The organism is Gluconobacter kondonii (assembly GCF_002723995.1).
GTDB lineage: Bacteria > Pseudomonadota > Alphaproteobacteria > Acetobacterales > Acetobacteraceae > Gluconobacter > Gluconobacter kondonii.
The window spans coordinates 182,680-202,935 of record NZ_BEWP01000006.1 but is presented as its reverse complement, the minus strand read 5'-3'; the positions used below and the strand labels follow the sequence as shown (position 1 = coordinate 202,935).

At 57.5% G+C, this 20,256-nt stretch carries 21 protein-coding genes; 14 read left to right on the top strand and 7 right to left on the bottom strand.

The window, feature by feature from the left end:
* Positions 1-133: 133 nt before the first annotated feature.
* Positions 134-655: a protein-export chaperone SecB gene (locus GKO01_RS08925; protein ID WP_099286768.1), complete on the top strand. Its 522-nt coding sequence runs from the start codon at positions 134-136 to the stop codon at positions 653-655.
* Between the two features lie 107 nt (positions 656-762).
* Here GKO01_RS08925 and GKO01_RS16285 read toward each other — a convergent pair whose 3' ends face one another.
* Positions 763-1,236 carry a hypothetical protein gene (locus tag GKO01_RS16285; RefSeq protein ID WP_244901392.1) on the bottom strand — a complete coding sequence of 158 codons (474 nt, stop codon included), beginning with the start codon at positions 1,234-1,236 and terminating at the stop codon, positions 763-765.
* Positions 1,237-1,248: 12 nt separating this feature from the next.
* Between GKO01_RS16285 and GKO01_RS08920 the strand changes: the two genes are divergently transcribed.
* From GKO01_RS08920 to GKO01_RS08905, 4 genes are read left to right on the top strand one after another with little or no spacing between them, the layout of a single operon-like run.
* The gene (locus tag GKO01_RS08920) at positions 1,249-3,801 is read left to right on the top strand and encodes a glycosyltransferase (protein ID WP_244901391.1); all 2,553 of its coding nucleotides are present in this window, start codon (positions 1,249-1,251) and stop codon (positions 3,799-3,801) included.
* A 59-nt stretch (positions 3,802-3,860) separates the two neighbouring features.
* The gene (locus GKO01_RS08915) at positions 3,861-5,285 is read left to right on the top strand and encodes a M20/M25/M40 family metallo-hydrolase (protein WP_167383456.1); all 1,425 of its coding nucleotides are present in this window, start codon (positions 3,861-3,863) and stop codon (positions 5,283-5,285) included.
* Complete coding sequence (gene pdxA, locus GKO01_RS08910; RefSeq protein ID WP_167383455.1) at positions 5,285-6,292, top strand: 4-hydroxythreonine-4-phosphate dehydrogenase PdxA; 1,008 nt, start codon at positions 5,285-5,287, stop codon at positions 6,290-6,292. The genes GKO01_RS08915 and pdxA overlap by 1 nt, the downstream gene beginning before the upstream one ends.
* Positions 6,289-6,987 (top strand): pyridoxine 5'-phosphate synthase, encoded by a 699-nt coding sequence (locus GKO01_RS08905; RefSeq protein ID WP_099286765.1) that lies wholly within the window; start codon positions 6,289-6,291, stop codon positions 6,985-6,987. Before pdxA ends, GKO01_RS08905 begins: the two co-directional genes overlap by 4 nt.
* Positions 6,988-7,031: 44 nt before the next feature.
* Here the strand turns inward: GKO01_RS08905 and GKO01_RS08900 are convergent, their stop codons facing one another.
* Positions 7,032-7,631 carry a hypothetical protein gene (locus GKO01_RS08900; protein WP_174694273.1) on the bottom strand — a complete coding sequence of 200 codons (600 nt, stop codon included), beginning with the start codon at positions 7,629-7,631 and terminating at the stop codon, positions 7,032-7,034.
* Positions 7,632-7,819: 188 nt separating this feature from the next.
* Between GKO01_RS08900 and GKO01_RS08895 the strand changes: the two genes are divergently transcribed.
* Positions 7,820-8,044 (top strand): DUF3126 family protein, encoded by a 225-nt coding sequence (locus tag GKO01_RS08895; protein ID WP_099286764.1) that lies wholly within the window; start codon positions 7,820-7,822, stop codon positions 8,042-8,044.
* A gap of 4 nt (positions 8,045-8,048) precedes the next feature.
* Here GKO01_RS08895 and GKO01_RS08890 read toward each other — a convergent pair whose 3' ends face one another.
* Positions 8,049-8,546 (bottom strand): DUF2939 domain-containing protein, encoded by a 498-nt coding sequence (locus GKO01_RS08890; RefSeq protein ID WP_244901390.1) that lies wholly within the window; start codon positions 8,544-8,546, stop codon positions 8,049-8,051.
* A 126-nt stretch (positions 8,547-8,672) separates the two neighbouring features.
* On the opposite strand from GKO01_RS08890, the gene GKO01_RS08885 reads away from it, so the two are divergent.
* From GKO01_RS08885 to pyk, 4 genes are all read left to right on the top strand, one after another.
* Complete coding sequence (locus GKO01_RS08885; RefSeq protein ID WP_099286762.1) at positions 8,673-9,443, top strand: HesA/MoeB/ThiF family protein; 771 nt, start codon at positions 8,673-8,675, stop codon at positions 9,441-9,443.
* Positions 9,440-9,817, top strand: a complete 378-nt coding sequence (locus tag GKO01_RS08880; RefSeq protein ID WP_099286761.1) for a DsrE family protein — start codon at positions 9,440-9,442, stop codon at positions 9,815-9,817. Before GKO01_RS08885 ends, GKO01_RS08880 begins: the two co-directional genes overlap by 4 nt.
* Before the next feature lie 91 nt (positions 9,818-9,908).
* Positions 9,909-10,829 (top strand): SH3 domain-containing protein, encoded by a 921-nt coding sequence (locus tag GKO01_RS08875; protein WP_373319089.1) that lies wholly within the window; start codon positions 9,909-9,911, stop codon positions 10,827-10,829.
* A 25-nt stretch (positions 10,830-10,854) separates the two neighbouring features.
* Entirely contained in the window at positions 10,855-12,285 is a 1,431-nt protein-coding gene (pyk, locus tag GKO01_RS08870) for a pyruvate kinase (protein WP_099286759.1), read from the top strand.
* A gap of 58 nt (positions 12,286-12,343) precedes the next feature.
* Here the strand turns inward: pyk and GKO01_RS08865 are convergent, their stop codons facing one another.
* Both GKO01_RS08865 and GKO01_RS08860 read right to left on the bottom strand, forming a co-directional pair.
* Positions 12,344-13,225, bottom strand: coding sequence for a prephenate dehydrogenase/arogenate dehydrogenase family protein (locus GKO01_RS08865; protein ID WP_099286758.1), 882 nt, complete (start codon positions 13,223-13,225; stop codon positions 12,344-12,346).
* The gene (locus GKO01_RS08860; RefSeq protein ID WP_099286800.1) at positions 13,222-14,373 is read right to left on the bottom strand and encodes an HpnL family protein; all 1,152 of its coding nucleotides are present in this window, start codon (positions 14,371-14,373) and stop codon (positions 13,222-13,224) included. Before GKO01_RS08860 ends, GKO01_RS08865 begins: the two co-directional genes overlap by 4 nt.
* A gap of 134 nt (positions 14,374-14,507) precedes the next feature.
* On the opposite strand from GKO01_RS08860, the gene hpnA reads away from it, so the two are divergent.
* The 3 genes from hpnA to hpnC are packed head-to-tail and all read left to right on the top strand — an operon-like array spanning position 14,508 to position 17,505.
* A complete protein-coding gene (gene hpnA / locus GKO01_RS08855) occupies positions 14,508-15,503 on the top strand; it encodes a hopanoid-associated sugar epimerase (RefSeq protein ID WP_099286757.1) in 996 nt (331 codons plus the stop codon).
* Positions 15,503-16,645: a glycosyltransferase gene (locus GKO01_RS08850; RefSeq protein ID WP_099286756.1), complete on the top strand. Its 1,143-nt coding sequence runs from the start codon at positions 15,503-15,505 to the stop codon at positions 16,643-16,645. The genes hpnA and GKO01_RS08850 overlap by 1 nt, the downstream gene beginning before the upstream one ends.
* Positions 16,642-17,505, top strand: coding sequence for a squalene synthase HpnC (hpnC, locus tag GKO01_RS08845; RefSeq protein WP_099286755.1), 864 nt, complete (start codon positions 16,642-16,644; stop codon positions 17,503-17,505). The genes GKO01_RS08850 and hpnC overlap by 4 nt, the downstream gene beginning before the upstream one ends.
* Before the next feature lie 29 nt (positions 17,506-17,534).
* Here hpnC and GKO01_RS08840 read toward each other — a convergent pair whose 3' ends face one another.
* The gene (locus GKO01_RS08840; RefSeq protein ID WP_099286754.1) at positions 17,535-18,704 is read right to left on the bottom strand and encodes a pyridoxal phosphate-dependent aminotransferase; all 1,170 of its coding nucleotides are present in this window, start codon (positions 18,702-18,704) and stop codon (positions 17,535-17,537) included.
* A gap of 80 nt (positions 18,705-18,784) precedes the next feature.
* Positions 18,785-19,243, bottom strand: coding sequence for a cupin domain-containing protein (locus GKO01_RS08835; protein WP_099286753.1), 459 nt, complete (start codon positions 19,241-19,243; stop codon positions 18,785-18,787).
* A 136-nt stretch (positions 19,244-19,379) separates the two neighbouring features.
* Between GKO01_RS08835 and hpnD the strand changes: the two genes are divergently transcribed.
* On the top strand, positions 19,380-20,255 hold the full coding sequence (hpnD, locus tag GKO01_RS08830; protein ID WP_099286752.1) for a presqualene diphosphate synthase HpnD: 876 nt from the start codon (positions 19,380-19,382) through the stop codon (positions 20,253-20,255).
* Position 20,256: the final 1 nt, after the last annotated feature.

Here is a 20,256-nt window from a genome sequence, read left to right as displayed (position 1 = left end):
CAACAGGCACATCTCAAACTGTCCCGCTGGTCAAAGCTGAAACATCGTGACAGAGTGCCGCGCGCCACATTTGATTGCATTTCAATGCAATACGAAATGGACGGGGTTAATGACCGCATGAGGAAGCAAACCAATGGATCAGACATACACCGATACCGTGACGGGCAGCCCTGCCAGCCTTGATGTATCAGATTCCCTGCCTTCTTCCTCATCACTGATCGTCGGATCGCAATATCTGCGTACTTTGTTAATCGACATTCAGAACACCCCAGATGTCTACCGCGATCTTCCATCTCAACCCCATATCGGCATGACAGTGGACGTTACGGGGCGGCAGCTTGGGGATCAGCCGACGTTTGAAGTCAGCCTGGCCATCCGGGCGCAGGGCCTCGAGAGCGCACCGGCGCAGGACGCACCAGCACCTAAAGTGCTATACGAAATCAGTCTGGCTTATGCTGGCCTTTTCGGGCTCACAGGCCGCATCCCACAAGAGGCGGTTGAGCCCCTGTTACTGGTTGAGGCGCCACGTTTCCTGTTTCCACCTGCACGAAGCGTCATGCTCAATATTATCCGCGAGGCCGGGTTTCCGTCTCCGAACATCCAGCCCATAGATTTTCATGCTCTTTGGCAGAGCCGGCGCGCTCAACAGCGATAAAAAGCAAAGTCATGGCTTAGGTGCTCAAAAGGTGGTTCCGGAGGATATCAGTGTCAACGAAAGATCATATTCTTGAATCCCCGGCTTTTGCGGGTGACCGACCACCTTTATGGGCCGCATTTGACGCGGAATGGTATCGTACGCGCTATGGACAGCGGCTTCGGCAGGAAGCCCGAGAAGAAGAGAGCGCATCCGAACTTGATCTGAGTGACGAGGGCCTCGAGCGCCACTGGAAAACCCGCGGAGCCAGAGCGGGACTTTCTCCTAACCGCTTCTTCGACGAAGAATGGTATCTTCGTCAGAACCCGGATGTCCGGGAAGGGATCCGTCTGGGGATTTTTGACAGCGGCTTCCTTCATTACTGCGAAAGCGGTTTTCGGAGCCGCTCTCCCCACTGGCTGTTTTCCGAAGAAAATTATTTCAGCTGCAATCCTGACCTGAGCCCTCATGTTCTCACAGCACAGGGCTTTTGTAATGGTTATGACCATTACCTTGCGATAGGCGATCAGGAGCACCGCAAATCTCACGCTTTTTTTGATCCTGAAGTTTTCCGCGCAGCCAGTATGGCCGAGCGGCAACATTATGATTTCAGCATGGGGGACTTCTTCCAGTTCATCAGATTTTCATCTGCTGGCCGCCGACGGAGTTCATGGTATTTTGATCCCAAATGGTATCTGGACCATTACCCCGACGTGGTCGAAGATCTGAAAAACAACAGGTATCAGAGCCCGCTTCATCATTACCTGACCAATGGAAATCCGACAGCTTACGATCCCAATCCATGGTTCAGCGAAGCCTTCTATGCCGCACAGTATCCTGATGTCAGCGCCGTTGTGGAACAAGGGCGCTTCCGCAACAGCTATGAACACTTCATCCGCTTTGGTATCTCAGAAAAACGTCAGCCTCAGGCGGATGTCGATCTCGCAGACTTCTTGAGACAAAGCGGGATGCAACGCATGTTGCGTCAGCCCAATATCCCCGACACCTTTGCGCTATGGATTCAGTCACAGGGCAGCCCTGTTCAGGACGAAACCGTAGAAGCATCAGAAGAACAGTGTCAATTACTTGATCTTCAGCGAGCCCAGACGCTTATTCCGTCAATGGTTCGTGCGCCATTGAATTTTCAACCTATAACAATCCCTGATATAACAGTTATCCTGCCTGTTTCGAATCAGTTTCAGGAAACGCTTTCTACTCTTGCAGCGCTTCACGCCAATAATGACCGTAGTCTGCAGGTTATTCTGATTGATTCAGGTTCCACGGATGAAACCTCAGAAATCGAGAGATTCGTTCGCGGCATCCATATTATCCGCCCCCCTTACCGTACCACCCACGCAGAACAGCTGGGGCTTGGTCTCGAACTGGCACGGGCCGAGATCGTCCTGCTGCTTTCCGCCGGGACCCAGCCATTTCCCGGATCTTTGAAAATTGCTCTTGAAGCCTTTACAGATCCGCAGGTCTGGGCCGTTGGTGGACAGTCTCTGGGATTGAACGGCAAAGTCCGGGAGGCTGGAAGCATCGTGTGGAGAAATGCGAGCTTTACGCCTTTCGGCAGTGGAATGCGGGCGAACGAACCTGAGATCGCATTCCGGCGATGGGTGGATGGTTTCACCGGCGGACTCCTGTTTTGCCGGCGCTCTGCTTTGCGGGAGCATAATCGCCTGACACTGGAGTGCATCGGTCCGGAAGCGGAGATGTTGGCGATCTGCCTTTCCTTGCGTCAGGCAGGCGGTAAAATCCTCTACGACCCGGACGTGATCGACAGATCAGCTTCTGAGCCGGCAATTGCGCCAGATCTTCGGGCTCGCAACGAAGCCTGGCTGAAACGTCGTTTTGCAGGATTGCTCTCCCGACAGATGTTGCCTGGAAGCAGCATCATGCGAGCCCGCTCCACGGTCGAAACATCGGGCATACTGTTCCTGTGCCAGCAATTGCCCCATACTATACTGGGCACTACCTACCTGCGTCATCGGGATATGATGATCGGCCTGAGCCAGCTCGGGTATCAGGTGACTGTTTTCCCCCTGGACGGCACGCTTCATGACTGTGTTGCAACAGCGCTTGATTTTCCGCCTGATATCGAACTGATGGATGACTGTGATCTGTCGGAATTACCGGGTTTTCTAAAAGATCGGGCAGAATGCTTCGACACTGTCTGGGTGGGCGGGACACAAACCCTTCAGCAAGTCGCGCTGATTTTGCAACAGCATTCCCGATCATTGCCAAAACTTGGAATAGTGGTGGATGTGCATGCAAGTCCTGCCAGAGAATCTCATCTCCGCAGACGTGTAGGAGCCGTCAACAACCATGAACTGTTTCTCGATGACCTGGAACTCGATACTGATCAGGTCTGGCTGGCACAGGCTGTTGTTGTCGGCAACGAAGACGAAAAAACGGATCTGGAAGCTCTCGGTCTGACCAATATCCGTGTTATCGGGTCGCCCCCAATTCCCCCCACACTCTCCCCGCCCTTTGAAGAACGTTCAGGTATTCTTCTGGCTCTTCCTGTTCACGCCAGCGGAGATTCAGTTCATGATGGCCTGCATTTTTTCATCCATGATGTTCTTTCAAAACTGGACCGGGATCTTCCGCCTGAAGCAACAGTTCTGCTGGCAGGCTACCGATCTGATCTGATCGATCTCTCTGCCTATACAAGATATCGTCGACTGGAAGCCTTTATGGAAAACAGCGATCTGGCCACTCTCTACAGATCCCGGCGTATTCTTGTAGAACCAGCCCGTGTCCTGACATCAGCCCCGCGCGAAATTCTGGACGCCGCCGCCGCCGGACTGCCAGCAGTTCTCTCGGAGACAGTCTGCCACACCTTGGGGCTGGAAGACGGAAAGACCTGTCTGTCAGGTGGATTTTGTGATCCCGAAAGGTTCGCTCAGGCCGTAATACGATTATATACAGACAGAGACCTGTGGAACACGATCAGCCGGCAGGCACAGGCCAGAATGGAGGAGGACGCGATCCATTCGACCTTTTATGATGACTTGAAGGGCATTATTTCCGTTGCCGCAGGAGACACGCCTTTGGCAGCTTCGACCGTACCACTGCGGCCGCATAAAAATTATGAACCACAAACGGCCTTCGCTCCTGCGCCGATCCGGTTGCAGCCGCGCCGCCTCACCACCACGTCCTGAAGAGACGGCCCGTCTGTACCGCTCTGAAAAGATCAATAAGCCTGAACATGGAACACAAGATGACTGCCTATTCCGAAAAACTTGATGCCGTTCTCCAGAATGTCGACACCCATCTGGAGGCGTCGGTATCACGTCTTTTCGAGATCCTGCGTATTCCGAGCATTTCAACCCAGCCCACACATGCCGCCGATTGCCGCAAGGCCGCCAACTGGATGCAGAACGAACTCGAAAAGCTGGGCATGACGGCGGATGTTCGCGACGTTCATTGGGCAGCCCCCGGTCATCCGATGGTTGTCGGGCATGATCAAGGCTCAGCCGAAGGCGACAGTCGCCCGCATGTTCTGTTCTATGGACACTATGATGTTCAGCCGACAGATCCGGAATCGCTCTGGACGGCACCTCCCTTCGAGCCACGCCTGATCGAAGAACCATCGGGCCGCAAGGTGATCGTTGCCCGTGGCGCCAGCGACGACAAAGGACAGGTCATGACCTTCCTTGAAGCGTGCCGGGCATGGAAGCAGGTTACGGGATCACTGCCAGTCCGGGTTAGCGTTCTGCTGGAAGGCGAAGAGGAGTGTGGGGGTGCCAACCTATTCCCATTCCTCAAGGAAAACGCTGCAGAACTGAAAGCAGATGTCGCGCTCGTCTGTGATACGTCCATGGCCGACCGGCAAACACCGGGTATCACCACGTCCCTGCGCGGCATGATGGCTGATGAAGTGGTCATCCAGTGCGCCAGCCATGACCTTCATTCCGGGCTGTACGGCAATGCAGCCGCCAACCCGATTACCGTTCTGTGTCAGGCTCTGGCCACATTACGGAACGCGGATGGCAGCGTGACGCTTGCAGGGTTCTATGACGGTATTCAGGATCCGGCTCCCGCAACACGCGCGCAGTGGAGCAAACTCTTTCCAGACGACAGTTCTCTGCTTGACGAAGCGGGTCTGTCGGTGGCCGCTGGCGAAAAGAACTATAGTGCGATCGAGCAGACATGGTGCCGTCCGAGCTGCGAAATCAACGGGATTTCGGGGGGCTATGAAGGCGAGGGCTTCAAGACCGTCCTGCCTGCCAAAGCCATGGCAAAAGTCTCGTTCCGTCTGGTGCCGGGTCAGAACCCGGACCGCATCCGTGAGGCTTTTCGCGCGCATATCCGAGCAGCCCTGCCAGCAGACGCCCGTGTGACCTTTACGGCGCATGGTGGCTCTCCGGGCTTCGAGGTTTCCCGTGACAGCCGTTTCCTGACACCGGCGCTTCAGGCCCTGAGCGATGAGTGGGGCGTTCCGGCCGCCATGGTCGGATCGGGTGGCTCCATTCCCGTGGCTGGAGAAGTCCGGGATGCTCTGGGGCTGGATGCGCTCATGATCGGCTTTGCCCAGAATGACGATCGGATCCATTCTCCGAACGAACAATACGGGCTGGACTCCTTCCACAAAGGAATCCGTTCCTGGGTTCGGGTGCTCGCCGCTCTCGCTGAAGCAGGCTGATGATGCCCCCCTCCAGACCATTGGCACTGACGCTGGGAGATCCTGCGGGTATCGGCCCGCAGCTTGCGGCGGAAGCATGGCGCAGGTTGCGGCATTCAGGGGAGGGGGCGTTCTTCTGGCTGGGCGATCCGCATCTGGTCGAGGCCGCAGTGCCCGTCACTCTGATCGAAACGCCGGAAGAAGCAGGCGCGGTTTTCGCCGACAGCCTGCCCATCCTGCCAGTTCTCTGTGAAGCCGACGTGATTCCGGGCCAGCCCGATCCGCGTAATGCCGCAGCCACGATCAGCAGCATCCGTCTGGCCGTTGAATACGCACTTGCGGCCCGGGCTGGCGGCGTCGTCACCAACCCAATCGCCAAACATGTTCTGGCGACGGCAGGTTTTCCGTATCCGGGGCATACGGAGTTTCTGGCAGCACTCTGTGGAATGACAGGGGAGGAGATCATGATGCTCGTCTCGCCCCAACTCAGGGTCGTGCCGGTAACGGTGCATGTTTCGCTGCGAAAGGCGCTGGAAACGCTGACGACCGATCGCATCGTGAGCATAGCGGAAACGGCATATACAGCCCTGAAACGCGATTTCGGAATTGAAGCTCCGCGTCTGGCAATTGCGGGGCTCAACCCTCATGCCGGGGAACAGGGGTTGATGGGCGAGGAGGAAATCACGATCATCCGCCCTGCAATCGAGCGCCTGCGCGCACGAGGGATCGACTGTCAGGGACCGTTCCCCCCGGATACGATGTTCAGCGCCACGGCCCGACCAAACTATGATGCCGCCATCTGCATGTACCACGATCAGGCTCTCATCCCGCTCAAAACGATCGATATGGCCGAAGGCGTTAATGTGACGCTGGGGCTGCCCATTATCCGCACATCGCCCGATCACGGCACCGCCTTCGATATCGCGGGCCCTGTAACGGAGACATGCCGCGCCGACGTCTCAAGTCTTCTGGCCGCCATCCGTCTGGCAGACGGGATGAGCGCCTATCGGGAAGGAAAAAGATCATGATCCGTCTTGGTGTAAACATCGACCACGTCGCCACGTTGCGGAATGCCAGAGGCGGCACGTTTCCCGATCCTATCGCCGCAGCGGAACTGGCGATTGTCTCAGGAGCGGACGGAATCACGGCGCATCTGCGGGAAGACCGTCGCCATATCCGCGACGCTGACATGCCGCGTCTGAAGGCACTTTCCGCGCCACTGAACTTCGAAATGGCCGCGACGGACGAAATGGTCCGGCTCGCCTGTGAACTGCGTCCGCATGCCTGCTGTCTGGTCCCGGAAAAACGGCAGGAAGTCACAACCGAAGGCGGGCTTGATGTCGTCGGGCAGCGTGAAGCCCTGAGTTCCAAAATCAACCGCCTGAAAGACGCAGGAATACGGGTTTCCCTGTTCATCGATCCCGATACGCGACAAATCGAGACGGCAGCAGCTTTGGGAGCGCCCGTCGTGGAGCTTCATACGGGCGCCTATGCGCTGGGAGGCTCGCATGAGCTGGAACGTCTGCAAAAAGCCGCACATACGGCTTTAACCTGTGGGCTGGAACTTCATGCAGGGCACGGGCTGACCTACGACAACGTCGAAGCCATTGCCGCCCTGAAAGGTCTTGCCGAACTCAATATCGGCCATTTCCTGATCGGACAGGCCATTTTCGACGGCCTGGGACCAGCCGTGCAGAAAATGAAGCGTCTCATAAACTCCTGAACAACAAAGGGCCGGGACAAACTCTGTCCCGGCCCTTTTTTAACTCACTTGACCGGCTGAATAACCGGCTGGGTGTCGTCCTTGCTGAACTTCGGAACGTATTTGCCGGACTGATCGGAATAGGTGGCCGTAGCGCTCTGGGGCGGTGTGCGCGGCGGATGGAAAGCCGACACTGGACCGAACGGCCCCGCATTTACACGGCGCATCGTCGATTCACGCTGACGAGCACAGCCTCGCGTAATGATGGAGCAGATACCATCCGTTCCGATATATTCATCGTCATTGCCGGTATAATGAACTTCCGAAACCCGATCATGATCCACGCGGACCAGCATCCGGCAGGTCGTGCCACCGCCACCCAGAGCGGACTGGTAAATGCTGATTGCGGACTGGACGGGAATGAAGCCGGAATCAGCAGGCATGGTCGGCAGCGCCATGCTTCCGTCATACTGCCAGAGCTCGGTCGTATCGTTCAGCTTCTTCGTGCTGGCTGGAATACCAGCGCAGGACTGAAGATCGTAGCTGGTCATCCCGATCATTTCGTACTGCGCCTTATGGGCGTTCCGGGAGTCAAAATATCCACATCCCGAAAGGGCGGCGGTGGAAGTCAGGGCAACGATTATTCGGAGGAAAACCGGGCGCATCATGTCTCCTTTGCGCGGAAGGGGAAACAGACTGCGGACCCTGAACGATTCATGGCGAACAGGACACAATCACATGTGAAGTGCCCGATTTCTACAACAGCATCCCTGAGGGGGATAGAGGAGGCGGGTTCCTTTGTACGTGTCGATGGGTTACAGGGCAGTTCCCTTGCAGCACAGGAATGCCACCAATGGCCGATATGACCCCATCCGAGGTGACACGCCTCCAGACCACGCTCCAGCGCCTGCTGGGCTCTCCGAAACTGACCGTCAACAAGCCCAGCCGCAAGGGCATGAGCGTTGAACTGGCTGTATCGGGAGAAGTGATCGGAACGGTTCACCGTGACGAAGACGAAGGCGAAGTTTCCTACGCCATTCACATCACGGTTCTGGAAGAAGACCTTCCCGCAGCCTGAAACGTCAGGCTGCGTGTGCCGGAGCAGGCATCTCGAATCGCGTGATCTTCCAGCCCCAGTGCTCGAATTTCATATGCAGGACGAATGGTGTCTGCCCCGGCTGATCCAGACTGGCCTCGAACTTTCCCGCACTTACGAAATGGGCATGCACGCTATGCCAGACCCCGAGCCAGCCGGAGGTTGATACGTCATGCGGCATAACCTGGTGGGCTGTGCTCATCAGCGTCGCAGGCGTTAGATGTGTGTCAATTGCGTTGGACACGACCTGTCCGGCAAAGGAACTCCCAAAACCAGGCAGGTCATCATCGGCAGGAACGGCCGGTGTGAATTGTTCCTTAAGACAATGGCTCAGCGACGACCAGTCCACATGCGGCGCCAGACGTGACGCATTGTTGCCGTGCAAGGCCCGATCAATGTCCCACAGGGCAAGATAAGGGGATACGGCATAGGCGGCCAGAACGGCACCGGCCGTAACGCCCAGACCTTGCCATGCACGGGGCATGGCTCTGCGAAATCCTTTTCTCATGACATTTCCCTGCCTCGGGTCCCGCTAATGCAACCCCACGGTGACGGACGATTATCACGCTAACGTCTTTCAAGAGCGAAAGTCAGCAATTATCATCGTTCCATGGACATGAATTTTTCCGACCAGGAACTGGAACGGTATTCCCGCCACATCCTGCTGCCTCAGGTGGGCGCGACCGGACAGGCGCAGCTTCGACAGACTTCCGTGCTCGTCGTCGGCGCAGGTGGCCTCGGAGCGCCGCTGCTCCAGCAGCTTGCGGCTTCGGGCATTGGGCATATCGGGATTATGGATCATGACCATCTGGAACTCAGCAACTTCCAGCGGCAGGTTCTTTACGGAACAGACGATCTTGGACTGCTTAAGGTCGAAGCCGCAGTCCGACGCCTGAAAGCGCTCAATCCACTGGTCAAAATCAGTCCCTACGCGGTTCGCGCAACGGAGGCGACGCTGGACGATCTTGTACCGCAATACGATCTCATCTGTGACGGCACCGATAATTTTCCAACCCGGCTTGCAGTTTCCGATGCCTGCGTCCGGCACGGTCGCTCTCTGGTTTCTGGCGCTGTACAAGGATTTTCGGGGCAACTCGCCGTCTTTCGGTCTCAGAAGGGCGGTCCCTGTTATCGCTGTCTGTTCCCCGAAGCCGAACAGACAGCGGCACCGGACTGCGGAATGTCGGGTGTGCTGGGCGCCGCCACAGGCGTTATGGGAAGTCTGATGGCCGTCGAAGTCATGCGTGAAATCATCGGCCTCGAAGGGCGTGACGAAACGCGGGTGAGTATGTGGGACGCGCTGTCGGGAACGATGACCGGTTTTACGCTCAGACGCGATCCCCGCTGTCCGGCACATCATGAGGACACCGTCAAACCATGAGCCGTCCCCTGTTTCTGACGCTGGCAGATGATTCGTGGCAACGCGCCCATTATGCGATGGTGGTCGCGGCAGGGGCGCTCTCGCTCGGGCGTGACGTCACAATTTTCGCAGGCGGACGCAGCGTGCTGGCCCTGACGCTGGATTGGTCAGGGCTTCAGGGCTTCATCACTGATAACGTGCTTGAGACCCGGGGAATTGCAGGGTTCGGCGAATTGCGAGCGGCGGTGCTCGATTTTGGCGCTACTGTCATGGCCTGCGAAACCGGTCTGACGATGGCAGGGCTGGTTCCGGAAGAGCTTTTGGAAGGCGTGATGGTGAAAGGAATTGTCAGCTTTCTCGAACTGGCGGGAGACAATCCGCTCCTTGCGCTGTAAGTTTTCCTTAAAGATTACGGGTTCAGGATGTCTTTCCCGTTTTGATGACTTGCCCAAACCGTCGGCCCTTGGCAGGGATGCGCTCATGAGAATGTCAGTCTTCCTTTCGCGTTCCGCCACAGGCCCATCCGCTTTTCTGCGTGTGCTTCTGGCTGGTACGATCCTGCTTGCCGCTCACGGCGCGCAGGCGGCCCACCATCATAAGAAACATACAGAAAGCGCCGCAAAACCCGCGGAAAAACACGCTTCTGCGAAAAAACACCACAAGGCCGACGCAGCAAAGCCGACATCTCCGGCGCCGCATCACAAAGCAGCCCATCATGCTGCCCTGAAACATGCGGCTCCCGTAGTCGCCGGGGCGGCTGTGGCAGGAGCTGCGGCTTCAACGGCAGCCACCCCGGATCAGGCTGTGCCTCCAGCAGTTCCTCCCGCGCCCGAAAATGCGGACAAAGGCAGCAATACCGGTCTGCCCCTGCCGCGCTACGCCGCGCTTCGGGCCGACAAGGTCTATATGCGTCGCGGCCCCGGAGATCGTTATCCCATCGACTGGGTCTATCATCGACGCGGGCTTCCCGTTCAGATCGAGCGTGAGTTCGATGTCTGGCGGCTCGTGGAGGACTCCGACGGTCAGAAGGGCTGGGTTCATCAGGCAACGCTGTATGGAAGCCGCACATTCGTGATTCCAGGCCTCCCTCCCGAAGGTGTGAAAGCCCAGACGGGCGAGGCAAGCGCGCAGGAAGGCGACCATATCGGCAAGGCTGATGCCCGGATCCTCGCCCGTGTAGCAACGCAGGAGGAGGCGAGGGCACATAAAAATGATGTGCTTCTCATGAGCCATCCGGAGGAAGATAGCACTGTGGTTGCGGTTCTGGAGCAGGGAACGGTGGGCAACATCAAGCTGTGCCCGCAGAACTCCCAATGGTGCCATGTTAGCGTGAAGGGCTACGACGGCTGGCTGCCACGCCGTCTTTTCTGGGGCCTGCTCCCGGGCGAGACGATTCAACCCAACTGATTTTTTCCGATCGAGGACGCCGTATATGACATCGAGTTCCCATCACCGCCGCACGCGGATCGTCGCCACACTGGGGCCGGCTTCATCGTCCCCCGAGATGATCCTTTCTCTGGCGCAGGCCGGTGTGAATGTCTTCCGGCTCAATTTCTCCCATGGCGCGCATGAAGATCATGGCGAGCGTCATGCCGCCATTCGTGCCGCCGAAGAGAAGGTCGGCCATCCGCTGGCGATCCTTGCAGATCTTCAGGGCCCCAAACTGCGCGTTGGCGTGTTTGAAAACGGCCCGGTGATTCTGGAGGAAGGCAAGCCGTTCCGTCTGGATCTGGACCGCACGCCGGGCACAATTTCGCGGGTTTGCCTGCCACATCCGGAAATCATTTCCGCCGCAAAGCAGGGAAGTCATCTTCTGCTGGATGATGGCAAGCTCAAGCTCCGTGTCGTGACGGTTGGGGAAGGCTTTCTGGAAACCGTCGTAGTGGTCGGAGGCAAGTTGTCTGAACGCAAGGGCGTCAATGTCCCTGATGTGACACTTCCCATTCCAGCACTGACCGAAAAAGACCGTCGCGACTTTGATTTCGCCCTGTCGCTAGGCGTTGATTTCGTGGCTCTGTCTTTTGTGCAACGCCCGGAAGACGTTCAGGAAGCCCGCGATATTGCGAACGGTCGCGCAGCAATCGTCACAAAGCTCGAAAAACCTCAGGCGATGGAAGATCTGGAAGCCATCGTGCATCTTTCGGATGCGATCATGGTGGCGCGTGGCGATCTCGGCGTGGAGCTGCCGCCGGAGGAAGTTCCAGTTGCACAGAAGCGTGCGGTTGCCGAAGCGCGCAAACAGTGTCGTCCGGTCATCGTGGCAACACAGATGCTCGAAAGCATGATTGAAAGTCCGACCCCGACACGGGCCGAGGTCTCCGACGTATCCAACGCTGTCTATGATGGTGCGGACGCGGTCATGCTATCTGCGGAAAGCGCTGCCGGCAAATACCCGCTCGAAGCCGTGTCAATGATGGTGCGGATCGCCGAGCGGGTCGAGCAGGATCATGAATGGCGGCTCCGCATGGACCGTCTGCGCCCCACGCCGGACGAGACCGTTCAATGCGCAATCGTTCAGGCGGCCTGGCAGGTCAGTCGTACGCTTCATGCCGGTGTGATTGCGTCCCATACCCGTGGTGGTGGCGGCGCAATGCGCATGGCACGTGAGCGGCCGCATTGTCCGATCATTGCCCTGACGCCGGAACTCGACGTCGCACGTCGCCTCTGCATCGTGTGGGGGACATTCCCGCATGTCGTGGATCGCGAACAGACAGCTCATGGCATTGAGGATCTGGCTGGCCCTGCCGCAGAACTCGCTCGCAGCATGAACTTCTGCAAACCCGGCGACCGGGTTCTGGTTCTGGCTGGACTGCCTTACGGCCATTCCGGCAGCACGAATACCCTGCGTGTTGTCACCGCCTGAAGAAACAACCTGCTGCCGGGACATAGCCCGGCAGCAGGTTCATACATCTTAAAAAATCTCAGGCCTGACGGTTTTCGATCAGAGTTCGGCGGATCGTGCGCCCACGTTCGATCTTGCTGGTTATGGTCGCCTCGTCGCCATTGCGGATCGCATCCGCCATGGCCTGCGTATCGGCTACGAACCTGTCGAGCGTGCCCAGAAGCGCCTCACGATTGGCGAGGAAAATATCCCGCCACATAACAGGATCTGACGCCGCGATCCGGGTAAAATCCCGAAATCCCGAAGCCGCATAATCCAGCACCGCTGCGCGGATTTCGTCCGACAGATTGTCGGCCGTATCGCAGATCGTGAAGGCCAGAAGATGCGGAAGGTGACTCACCATGGCGCAGATCTGATCGTGCTGTTCGTCAGACAGGGTTTTCGTTCGGGCGCCACAAAGGTTCCAGAGCGCTTCAATCTTGGAAATACCTACCGGATCGGCTCCGTCAGGAGGGACAAGCAGTGCCCAACGGTCCTCAAACAGGGTTGCAAAACCGGCATCCGGCCCCGAATGCTCCGTTCCAGCCATGGGATGACCCGGCACATAGGACACACCTTGGGGGAGGATCGCGTGAATCTTCGGTCCAAGTTGTCCCCGCACAGAAGCGACATCCGTGAGAATACTTCCGGGCTTCATGTATGGAAGAACCTGTCGTGCGACGTTTTCCACCGCACCAACAGGAACACAGATCATGACGCACTCCGCCTGAGCGAAAACGGCAGGATCAGACGTCGTGATGTCCGCGATATCCAGTTCACGAACCCGTTCAAGCACTCGAGGGTTTGAATCCGCTGCGATCAGTGTTCCGGCAATTGCATGTGTTTCTTTGGCTCGACGAAGAACAGAAGAGCCAATCAGCCCCGGTCCAACGACACAAAGGGATCCGAAAAGTGGTGTCATAGTCCGCGGGGTGCCGTTGCGAAGGAAGTGTCCTCGGACGTCTTTCCGTCACGGGACGCCCCCTCATTCTTGATGTTGCCCGCAATGGCTGTCACCGCCGGGGAGATAACTTTCTTGCGACGAGACCCAGGTGTGGAGCGTTCATGACGAAGACGCCGCATCTCAACGAACTGCCAGATCAGCAGAACCGGAATACCAATCAAAATATCCCGTCCGCGCCGCAGGAGCGAAAGGCTGAGAGACACTTCCGCATCCACGCCAAAAATCATCCCAAGCGCGACATAAGCGGCTTCCTGAACCCCCAGCGCGCCAGGAACCAGAAAACCTGCCGACATAATGCCACAGACTACACCTTCAATGGCGACGGACGAGAAAAATCCGATATGCGCGCCCAGAAGCTGAAGTCCCAGCCACGTCATGGCAGCACTGCCTGTCCAGCATATCAGATGACAAAGTGCGCCCAAAGAAATCCGGTCCGGACGGCTCCAGAGTTCTTCCAAGCGAGACTGGAAAGCAGCGGTATTTCCGATCAGCGAGTCACGCCATTCGGCAGCGATGTGCCGCCCCAGAAATGTCGCAACCTTACTGACCGTCGCTCCACCGCGCTGCTGGGTCCAGATGAAACCGGCAATTCCGAGGCTAAGCAGCGCCATTCCGCCAATGAGCGGCCAGACAAATCTTGCAGCGTCGTGATGGCCGATAAGGCAAAGCAGGGCGATCAGCACGAAGGCAATCTGCCCCAGAACTTCTGTTGTGATGTCCACCAGATTGGCGGCGACAGCTTCTGGCCAGTGCAGTTCTTCGCCCTGTTCAGTTCTTGGGTCCACACCTGCCATTGTTGCACGAACACCAATGACCATTCCGCCAAGCTGGGAGAACGGCAGACAGGCTCCAGCACTGTCACGAACAAGGCGTGCGGCCATCAGGCGTTTGACGCTGAGAATGGGAACGGCTGCATGCCAGGCAATCCCCAAGCCCACATCCACCACAAGCTGACAGGCCGCAAGGAGCAGGAAGCCGCCAAGCCCGACTTTGGAGAGCGCTTCCATGACAGGATGGATACCGGCTCTGGCCGCAATGAAGGTGAACAGGGCCACCCCGAGAAGGGAAAGGAGAACAGGGAGAGTTTTTTTCAACGTCTTCGTCACATGCCGTTTGCACACGATCTATCGCAGGTATCGTTAATATTCCACCCTCACAGACGCTTTCCCCGAAAAGCCGGGAGGATTATGCTGTCATAAATTGCAACCATCTGCTGATGAACCAAGGAGACACTGCCACCATGAACGATGTCACACTCGTGACGGGGGCTACCGGGTTTGTCGGCTCTGCCGTCGCCCGCGTCCTTGAAGAACGCGGACACCGCCTGAGGCTTTTCGTCCGCCCGACATCCGACCGTTCAAATATTGCGGAGCTTGACGCGGAAATCGTTGTCGGAGATCTCGCCGATCCGGACACGCTCGCTCCAGCACTGAAAAACGTTAAAACCCTTTTCCACGTCGCTGCCGATTACCGACTCTGGGTTCCGGATCCGGAAATCATGATGAAGGCCAATGTGGAGGGGACACGCAATCTGATGCTGGCCGCTCTGGAGGCCGGGGTAGAAAAAATCATCTACTGTTCCTCAGTGGCTGCACTCGGCCTGTGCAAAAATGGCGAATCAGCTGACGAGAACACCCCTGTTACGGAAAGTCAGGTCATCGGGATCTACAAGCTTTCGAAATATCGTGCGGAACAGGAAGTCCTGCGGCTGATCCGCGAGAAGAACCTGCCTGCGATTATCGTTAATCCGTCGACCCCCGTTGGCCCCCGGGACATCAGGCCGACACCGACGGGCCAGATGGTTCTCGACTGTGCCAGCGGAAACATGCCGGCCTATGTCGAGACGGGTCTAAACATCGTGCATGTCGATGATGTCGCGGAAGGACATGCTCTGGCTCTGGAACGGGGCAAGATCGGCGAGAAATACATCCTTGGCGGCGAGAACATCATGCTGGGAGATCTTTTCCGCATGGTCAGTCAGATTGCCGGGGTGAAGCCGCCGGGAATCAAACTCAAGCAGTCCTGGCTCTATCCCGTGGCCCTTGTCTCCGAATGGCTGGCACGCGGGTTCGGCATTGAACCGCGGGTGACGCGTGAAACACTGGCCATGTCCAAGAAACTGATGTTCTTCTCATCCGACAAGGCCAAGAGAGAACTCGGATACACCCCGCGCCCGGCCCGCGATGCCGTGACAGATGCGATCGTCTGGTTCCGTCAGCATGGGCGGATGAAATAATGCTGTTCGGAAGCGCACTGACCAGCCTGGGAGCCTGGATCTATCTTTCGCTGTTTCATGGAAATTTCTGGCAGAAAGGCCCCATTCTTGAGCCAAAATCCACCCCAGATGCAGCTCCGGATGTGGCCATCGTTATTCCCGCACGGGACGAAGCCGAGTCCATCGCAGCCTGCCTGACGTCTCTTCTGGAACAGGATTATGATGGTAAGCTGTCCATTATCCTGATCGATGACGAGAGCACGGATGGAACGGCCGATATTGCTCGCTCCCTGCCTGATCCGCATGAGCGCCTGACGGTCATCACAGGCGCTAAACGTCCCGCAGGATGGAGCGGCAAGCTCTGGGCCGTCCATCAGGGAGAACAGGAAGCGCTGACGCGGATCGGCCCCTATGGATACGTCCTCCTGACCGATGCCGACATCATGCACGCGCCAGAGCATCTGGCCTCTCTGGTCGCCAAGGCACGGGAAGACGATCTGGATCTTGTCTCGGAAATGGTGGCGCTGAACTGCGAAAGTAATGCGGAGCGCTTTCTGGTCCCGGCGTTCGTCTATTTCTTTGCCATGCTCTACCCGTTTTCGCGGATCGCCAGCGAACGCTCTCGCATTGCCGGGGCTGCGGGAGGAACTATTCTCCTGCGCCGCCGGGCCTTGGAGCGGATCGGCGGAATTAAGGCACTGCGCGGGGCCTTGATCGACGACTGCACTCTGGCCGCTCATGTCAAACGGTCCGGTGGACGGCTCTATCTGGGACACAGTGCGCTGGCATGGTCGATCAGGCCATATCGCGGCATGAAGGATGTCTGGCACATGATTGCCCGCACGGCCTATGTGCAACTTCGGCACTCGCCGCTCCTTCTGTTTGCGACAATTTTGGGAATGGCCATGATATGGCTGCTTCCAATCGGGCTAACACTGTTTGGCAAGGGACGGGAACGGCGGATCGGACTTCTGACCTATCTCCTGTCGTGCCTGACCTTTGTCCCCACACTCCGCCGTTTCGGCCTGCCGCTGTGGCGTGCCATTCCTCTTCCACTTGTTGCGGCTTTTTACATGGCAGCAACCATCGGATCGGCCATCGATCACCATCGTGGCGTTGGTGTGCGGTGGAAAAATCGTTCCTACACGGATGAAGCATCGTGACAGACACCATCTGGGGGACGAAAGACGTCACCTCCGCCAAAGGCAAATCCGACGAAAATTTTCCCGTTGGATCATTTCTGATCGCCCCGCGTCTGCGACCTTACGTTCACAACTACTATAATTTCGCGCGTGTCGCGGATGATATGGTGGACACGACTGAGCTGACGCCTCCCGAAAAGATTGCACGCCTCAAGGGCATGGCAGCCGTTATCCGAGGCGAAATCACAGCCCCTCAGCGCGCCGACGCACAAACAGCAGTCAAACTTCGCGACGTCCTTCTCCAGACGGGTGTGCCGCTGGAAACGGCAACGGATCTTCTCGAAGCGTTCTGCATGGATGCCGAAAAGAACCGCTACGAAAGCTGGGACGAACTGCTGCATTACTGCAAATATTCCGCCAACCCTGTAGGGCGCTTTCTGCTCCTGCTACACGGCGAGGCGGAAGAAACGCTCGCGCCATCCGATGCGCTCTGTTCCGCACTTCAGGTCATCAATCATCTTCAGGATGTCGCGGGCGATCTGAAGGATCTGGACCGGTGCTATGTCCCGCTACCCTGGCTGGAAGAAGAAGGCGTCTGTCTGGATGACCTGCGCCTGGTCCGCAGCAAGCCGGGGGTGCGTCGCGTGTTCAATCGGATGCTGGATGGTGTGGATGTTCTTAACAGGAACGCAAGGACCCTGCCGCTGCTCGTTCGGGATCGCCGGATGCGACTGGAAGCTGCTGTGATTGTGGAATTATGCCACATCCTGACGGCACGTCTGCGTCGTCAGGACCCGCTTCTGGAACGCGTGGCCCTGACAAAAGCAGATGGGGCAAAGGCCCTGTTCCGAGCCCTGTGCTATTTCCCTGCCGTCGGTTGAATCGCAACGGCAGGGTTATCTGGACCAGATCAGGTGTAAATCTGGTCCAGTGCGGTACAGAAGGTCTTCATTTCATCCATGGAGCCAACCGTAATCCGCGAAGCATTTGGCCAGATAGGCCATGAGCGACCGATCAGAACATTCTGCTTCAGGAAGGCATCCTGAATGGGTTTTGCAGGCTTCTTCCAGTCGATGATGAACATGTTTGCATCAGACGGAATGAAATGAATGCCCCGCTTGCGAAGATGCTGGAACGTCATGTTGCGCGCCGCAATCATCTCCTCCTTGCGGGCCGCGATCGCGGACTTCATGGTGAGGCTCATCGTGCCACAGGCCATGGCCGGAACCGGAAGCATCGAAGTGGCGCTTTTCCCATCATAGCGCATCATGCTCTCATGAAGATCGGGCCTTGCAAATGACAGGCCAAGGCGCATTCCAGCCATAGCGAACATTTTCGAGAAAGTCCTGAGAACGACGACATCCTTGTTGTTGGCCACCAATTCCACAGCACTCGGGGCATTCGCAAAATGGATGTAAGCCTCATCCACCAGTACAATCGAACCCTTGGGCTTGTTCTCAACCAGCCACGCGATATCTCGCAGCGGCGTCAGAGTGCCCGTCGGATTGTTCGGAGAACAAATATAGTAGACGCCTGCATTGGGATCAGCCGCCAGCATGGCCCGGACATCCGTCTTGTATCCGTTTTTCGCCGTCAGTGGCACACGGGCCAGAGGAATTTTCAACCAGTCCGCAGCGACCCATCCAGCTTCATAGCTGGGGTCAGCCGTCACAAGCCCGCGGGTGGGCGAACAGAACGTGACGATGGCACGGGCGAGGGGATCGGACGAACCACACCACGTCATGACGTGGGTCTGGGGAAGTCCTTCGACATCGGAAACCGTCTTGATAAGGTCATCACGCATGTGACCGGTCGGATCGTAGCGATTGCTCTGAAAAACCGAGGATGCGCCAGCCTGTGCAGCTTCCGGGAAGGGACCAGTCCAGCATTCATTGCTACCAAGACGGGTAACGCCCTCGAAATTGATCCCCGACGGAAGAATATCCGCGCGGGCTGAGTTTGTCAGGGCCTTTACGGTCGCACCTGCGGCCAGAAGTGTAGCAATTCGCCCAAAGCTGCGCCGGGAATATCCCCGGGCAAGAAGGTCGCTACGGGCGGCAGAAGAGAGGGGACTGGTCATTGTGGGCCATACTCCAGACTAGGTCCGGAACATGTTAGTTCCGAAACGTTTTCCCTGTCAAAGCACACCCGAAGATATTTTCAGTATTCTTTCTGCTGGCCGGGCAGAGGGATGGACGTCGGCTTTCCGGGCGACCCCGCATAGGTCAGCAGAAGAACCGTCTGGCCGTCGCCCGTGACGCCACGATGAACATCATTGACCGATTCCGCAAAGGCTTCGCCTTGATGGAACGTCCGCTTTTTGCCGCTTTGCCGATCCTCGATCGTGAGCGTTCCTTCTAGGACATAACCCGCATTCGGATACGGATGAACATGCCAGGGAAGGGCGGAATGCGCAGGAATGGTCAGCTTAATCATACTGAGCATCGGTCGCGTGGTCGGGTAGCGGTCGTAGGGCGTGCCATTCCAGGAATGATCGTCCGCAAGGAGATGCTCCGCGTGCCCGCTGGCCGTTGTGGGAGGCGTTGTCTGGGCAGAGGCGAGGGGAGCGATCAGCACTGCGGCGAGAAAGGCGGCGTTTTTCATAGAGAGAAGGCGCATGACGAAAGACTCCTTTTCAGGTGTTGCCTTTTGGCATCACATTAACACAGGGCGGCCCTTTCGGTTCAGGTCATCTTTGTCTCGCCGGGATTTGGGTCTAGAACCCTGATCTTCTGAAACGAGACAGGGGACAGACATGGTTTTCAGCAGGATGCGCGCTTCTTCAGGTCTTCCCTGCGCGCAGGCCGATCTGGATCATGTCGAAAGGATCGTCACCGCCTCGGGAACATCCTTTGCCCGTGGAATGCGTATCCTTCCGGCGGATCGCCGTCAGGCGATGTTCGCGGTATATGCGTTCTGTCGTCAGGTGGACGATATCGCCGATGGCGATGCGGGCGTTGCAGATCCTATGGCCGCTCTTCAGGACTGGCATCGTCGCGTTGACGGCCTCTATGAAGGGATCGCAACGGATGCACTCGACCGAGTTCTGATCGTGGCGATCCACCGTTACCAGCTTCAGCCTCAGGATTTTCACGACGTCATTGACGGCATGGCCATGGATTGTGGAGCGCCGATCGTCGCACCGGACGAGGCGACGCTGGATCTGTACTGCGATCGTGTGGCGTCGGCTGTCGGGCGCCTGTCGGTCTGCGTGTTCGGAGATTCTTCCGACAATGCGCGGCGCGTTGCCTATCATCTGGGGCGCGCGCTTCAGCTGACGAATATTCTGCGCGATATCGCCGAAGATGCGGGCCGCGACCGGCTGTATCTTCCATCCGAACTCCTGACCCGGTTCGATGTCCCGAAAAATCCTCACGAAGCGCTTTACGCTCACGGTCTAGATCAGGTGGGGCGCATCCTCGCCCAGCGTGCGCGGGACCATTTTCGGGAAGCGCGGAAGGCCATGCAACTGTGCGACAGCACCGCAATGCGTCCGGCACGCATGATGGCCGCGTCCTACGCGCCCATCCTGTCGGCCCTGCAAAAGCGCGGCTGGAAAACACCCGACATCGCCCCGAAAGTCTCCAAACCATTGAGACAGCTTCGTACCCTCGCAGCGTATGTGAAGTAAC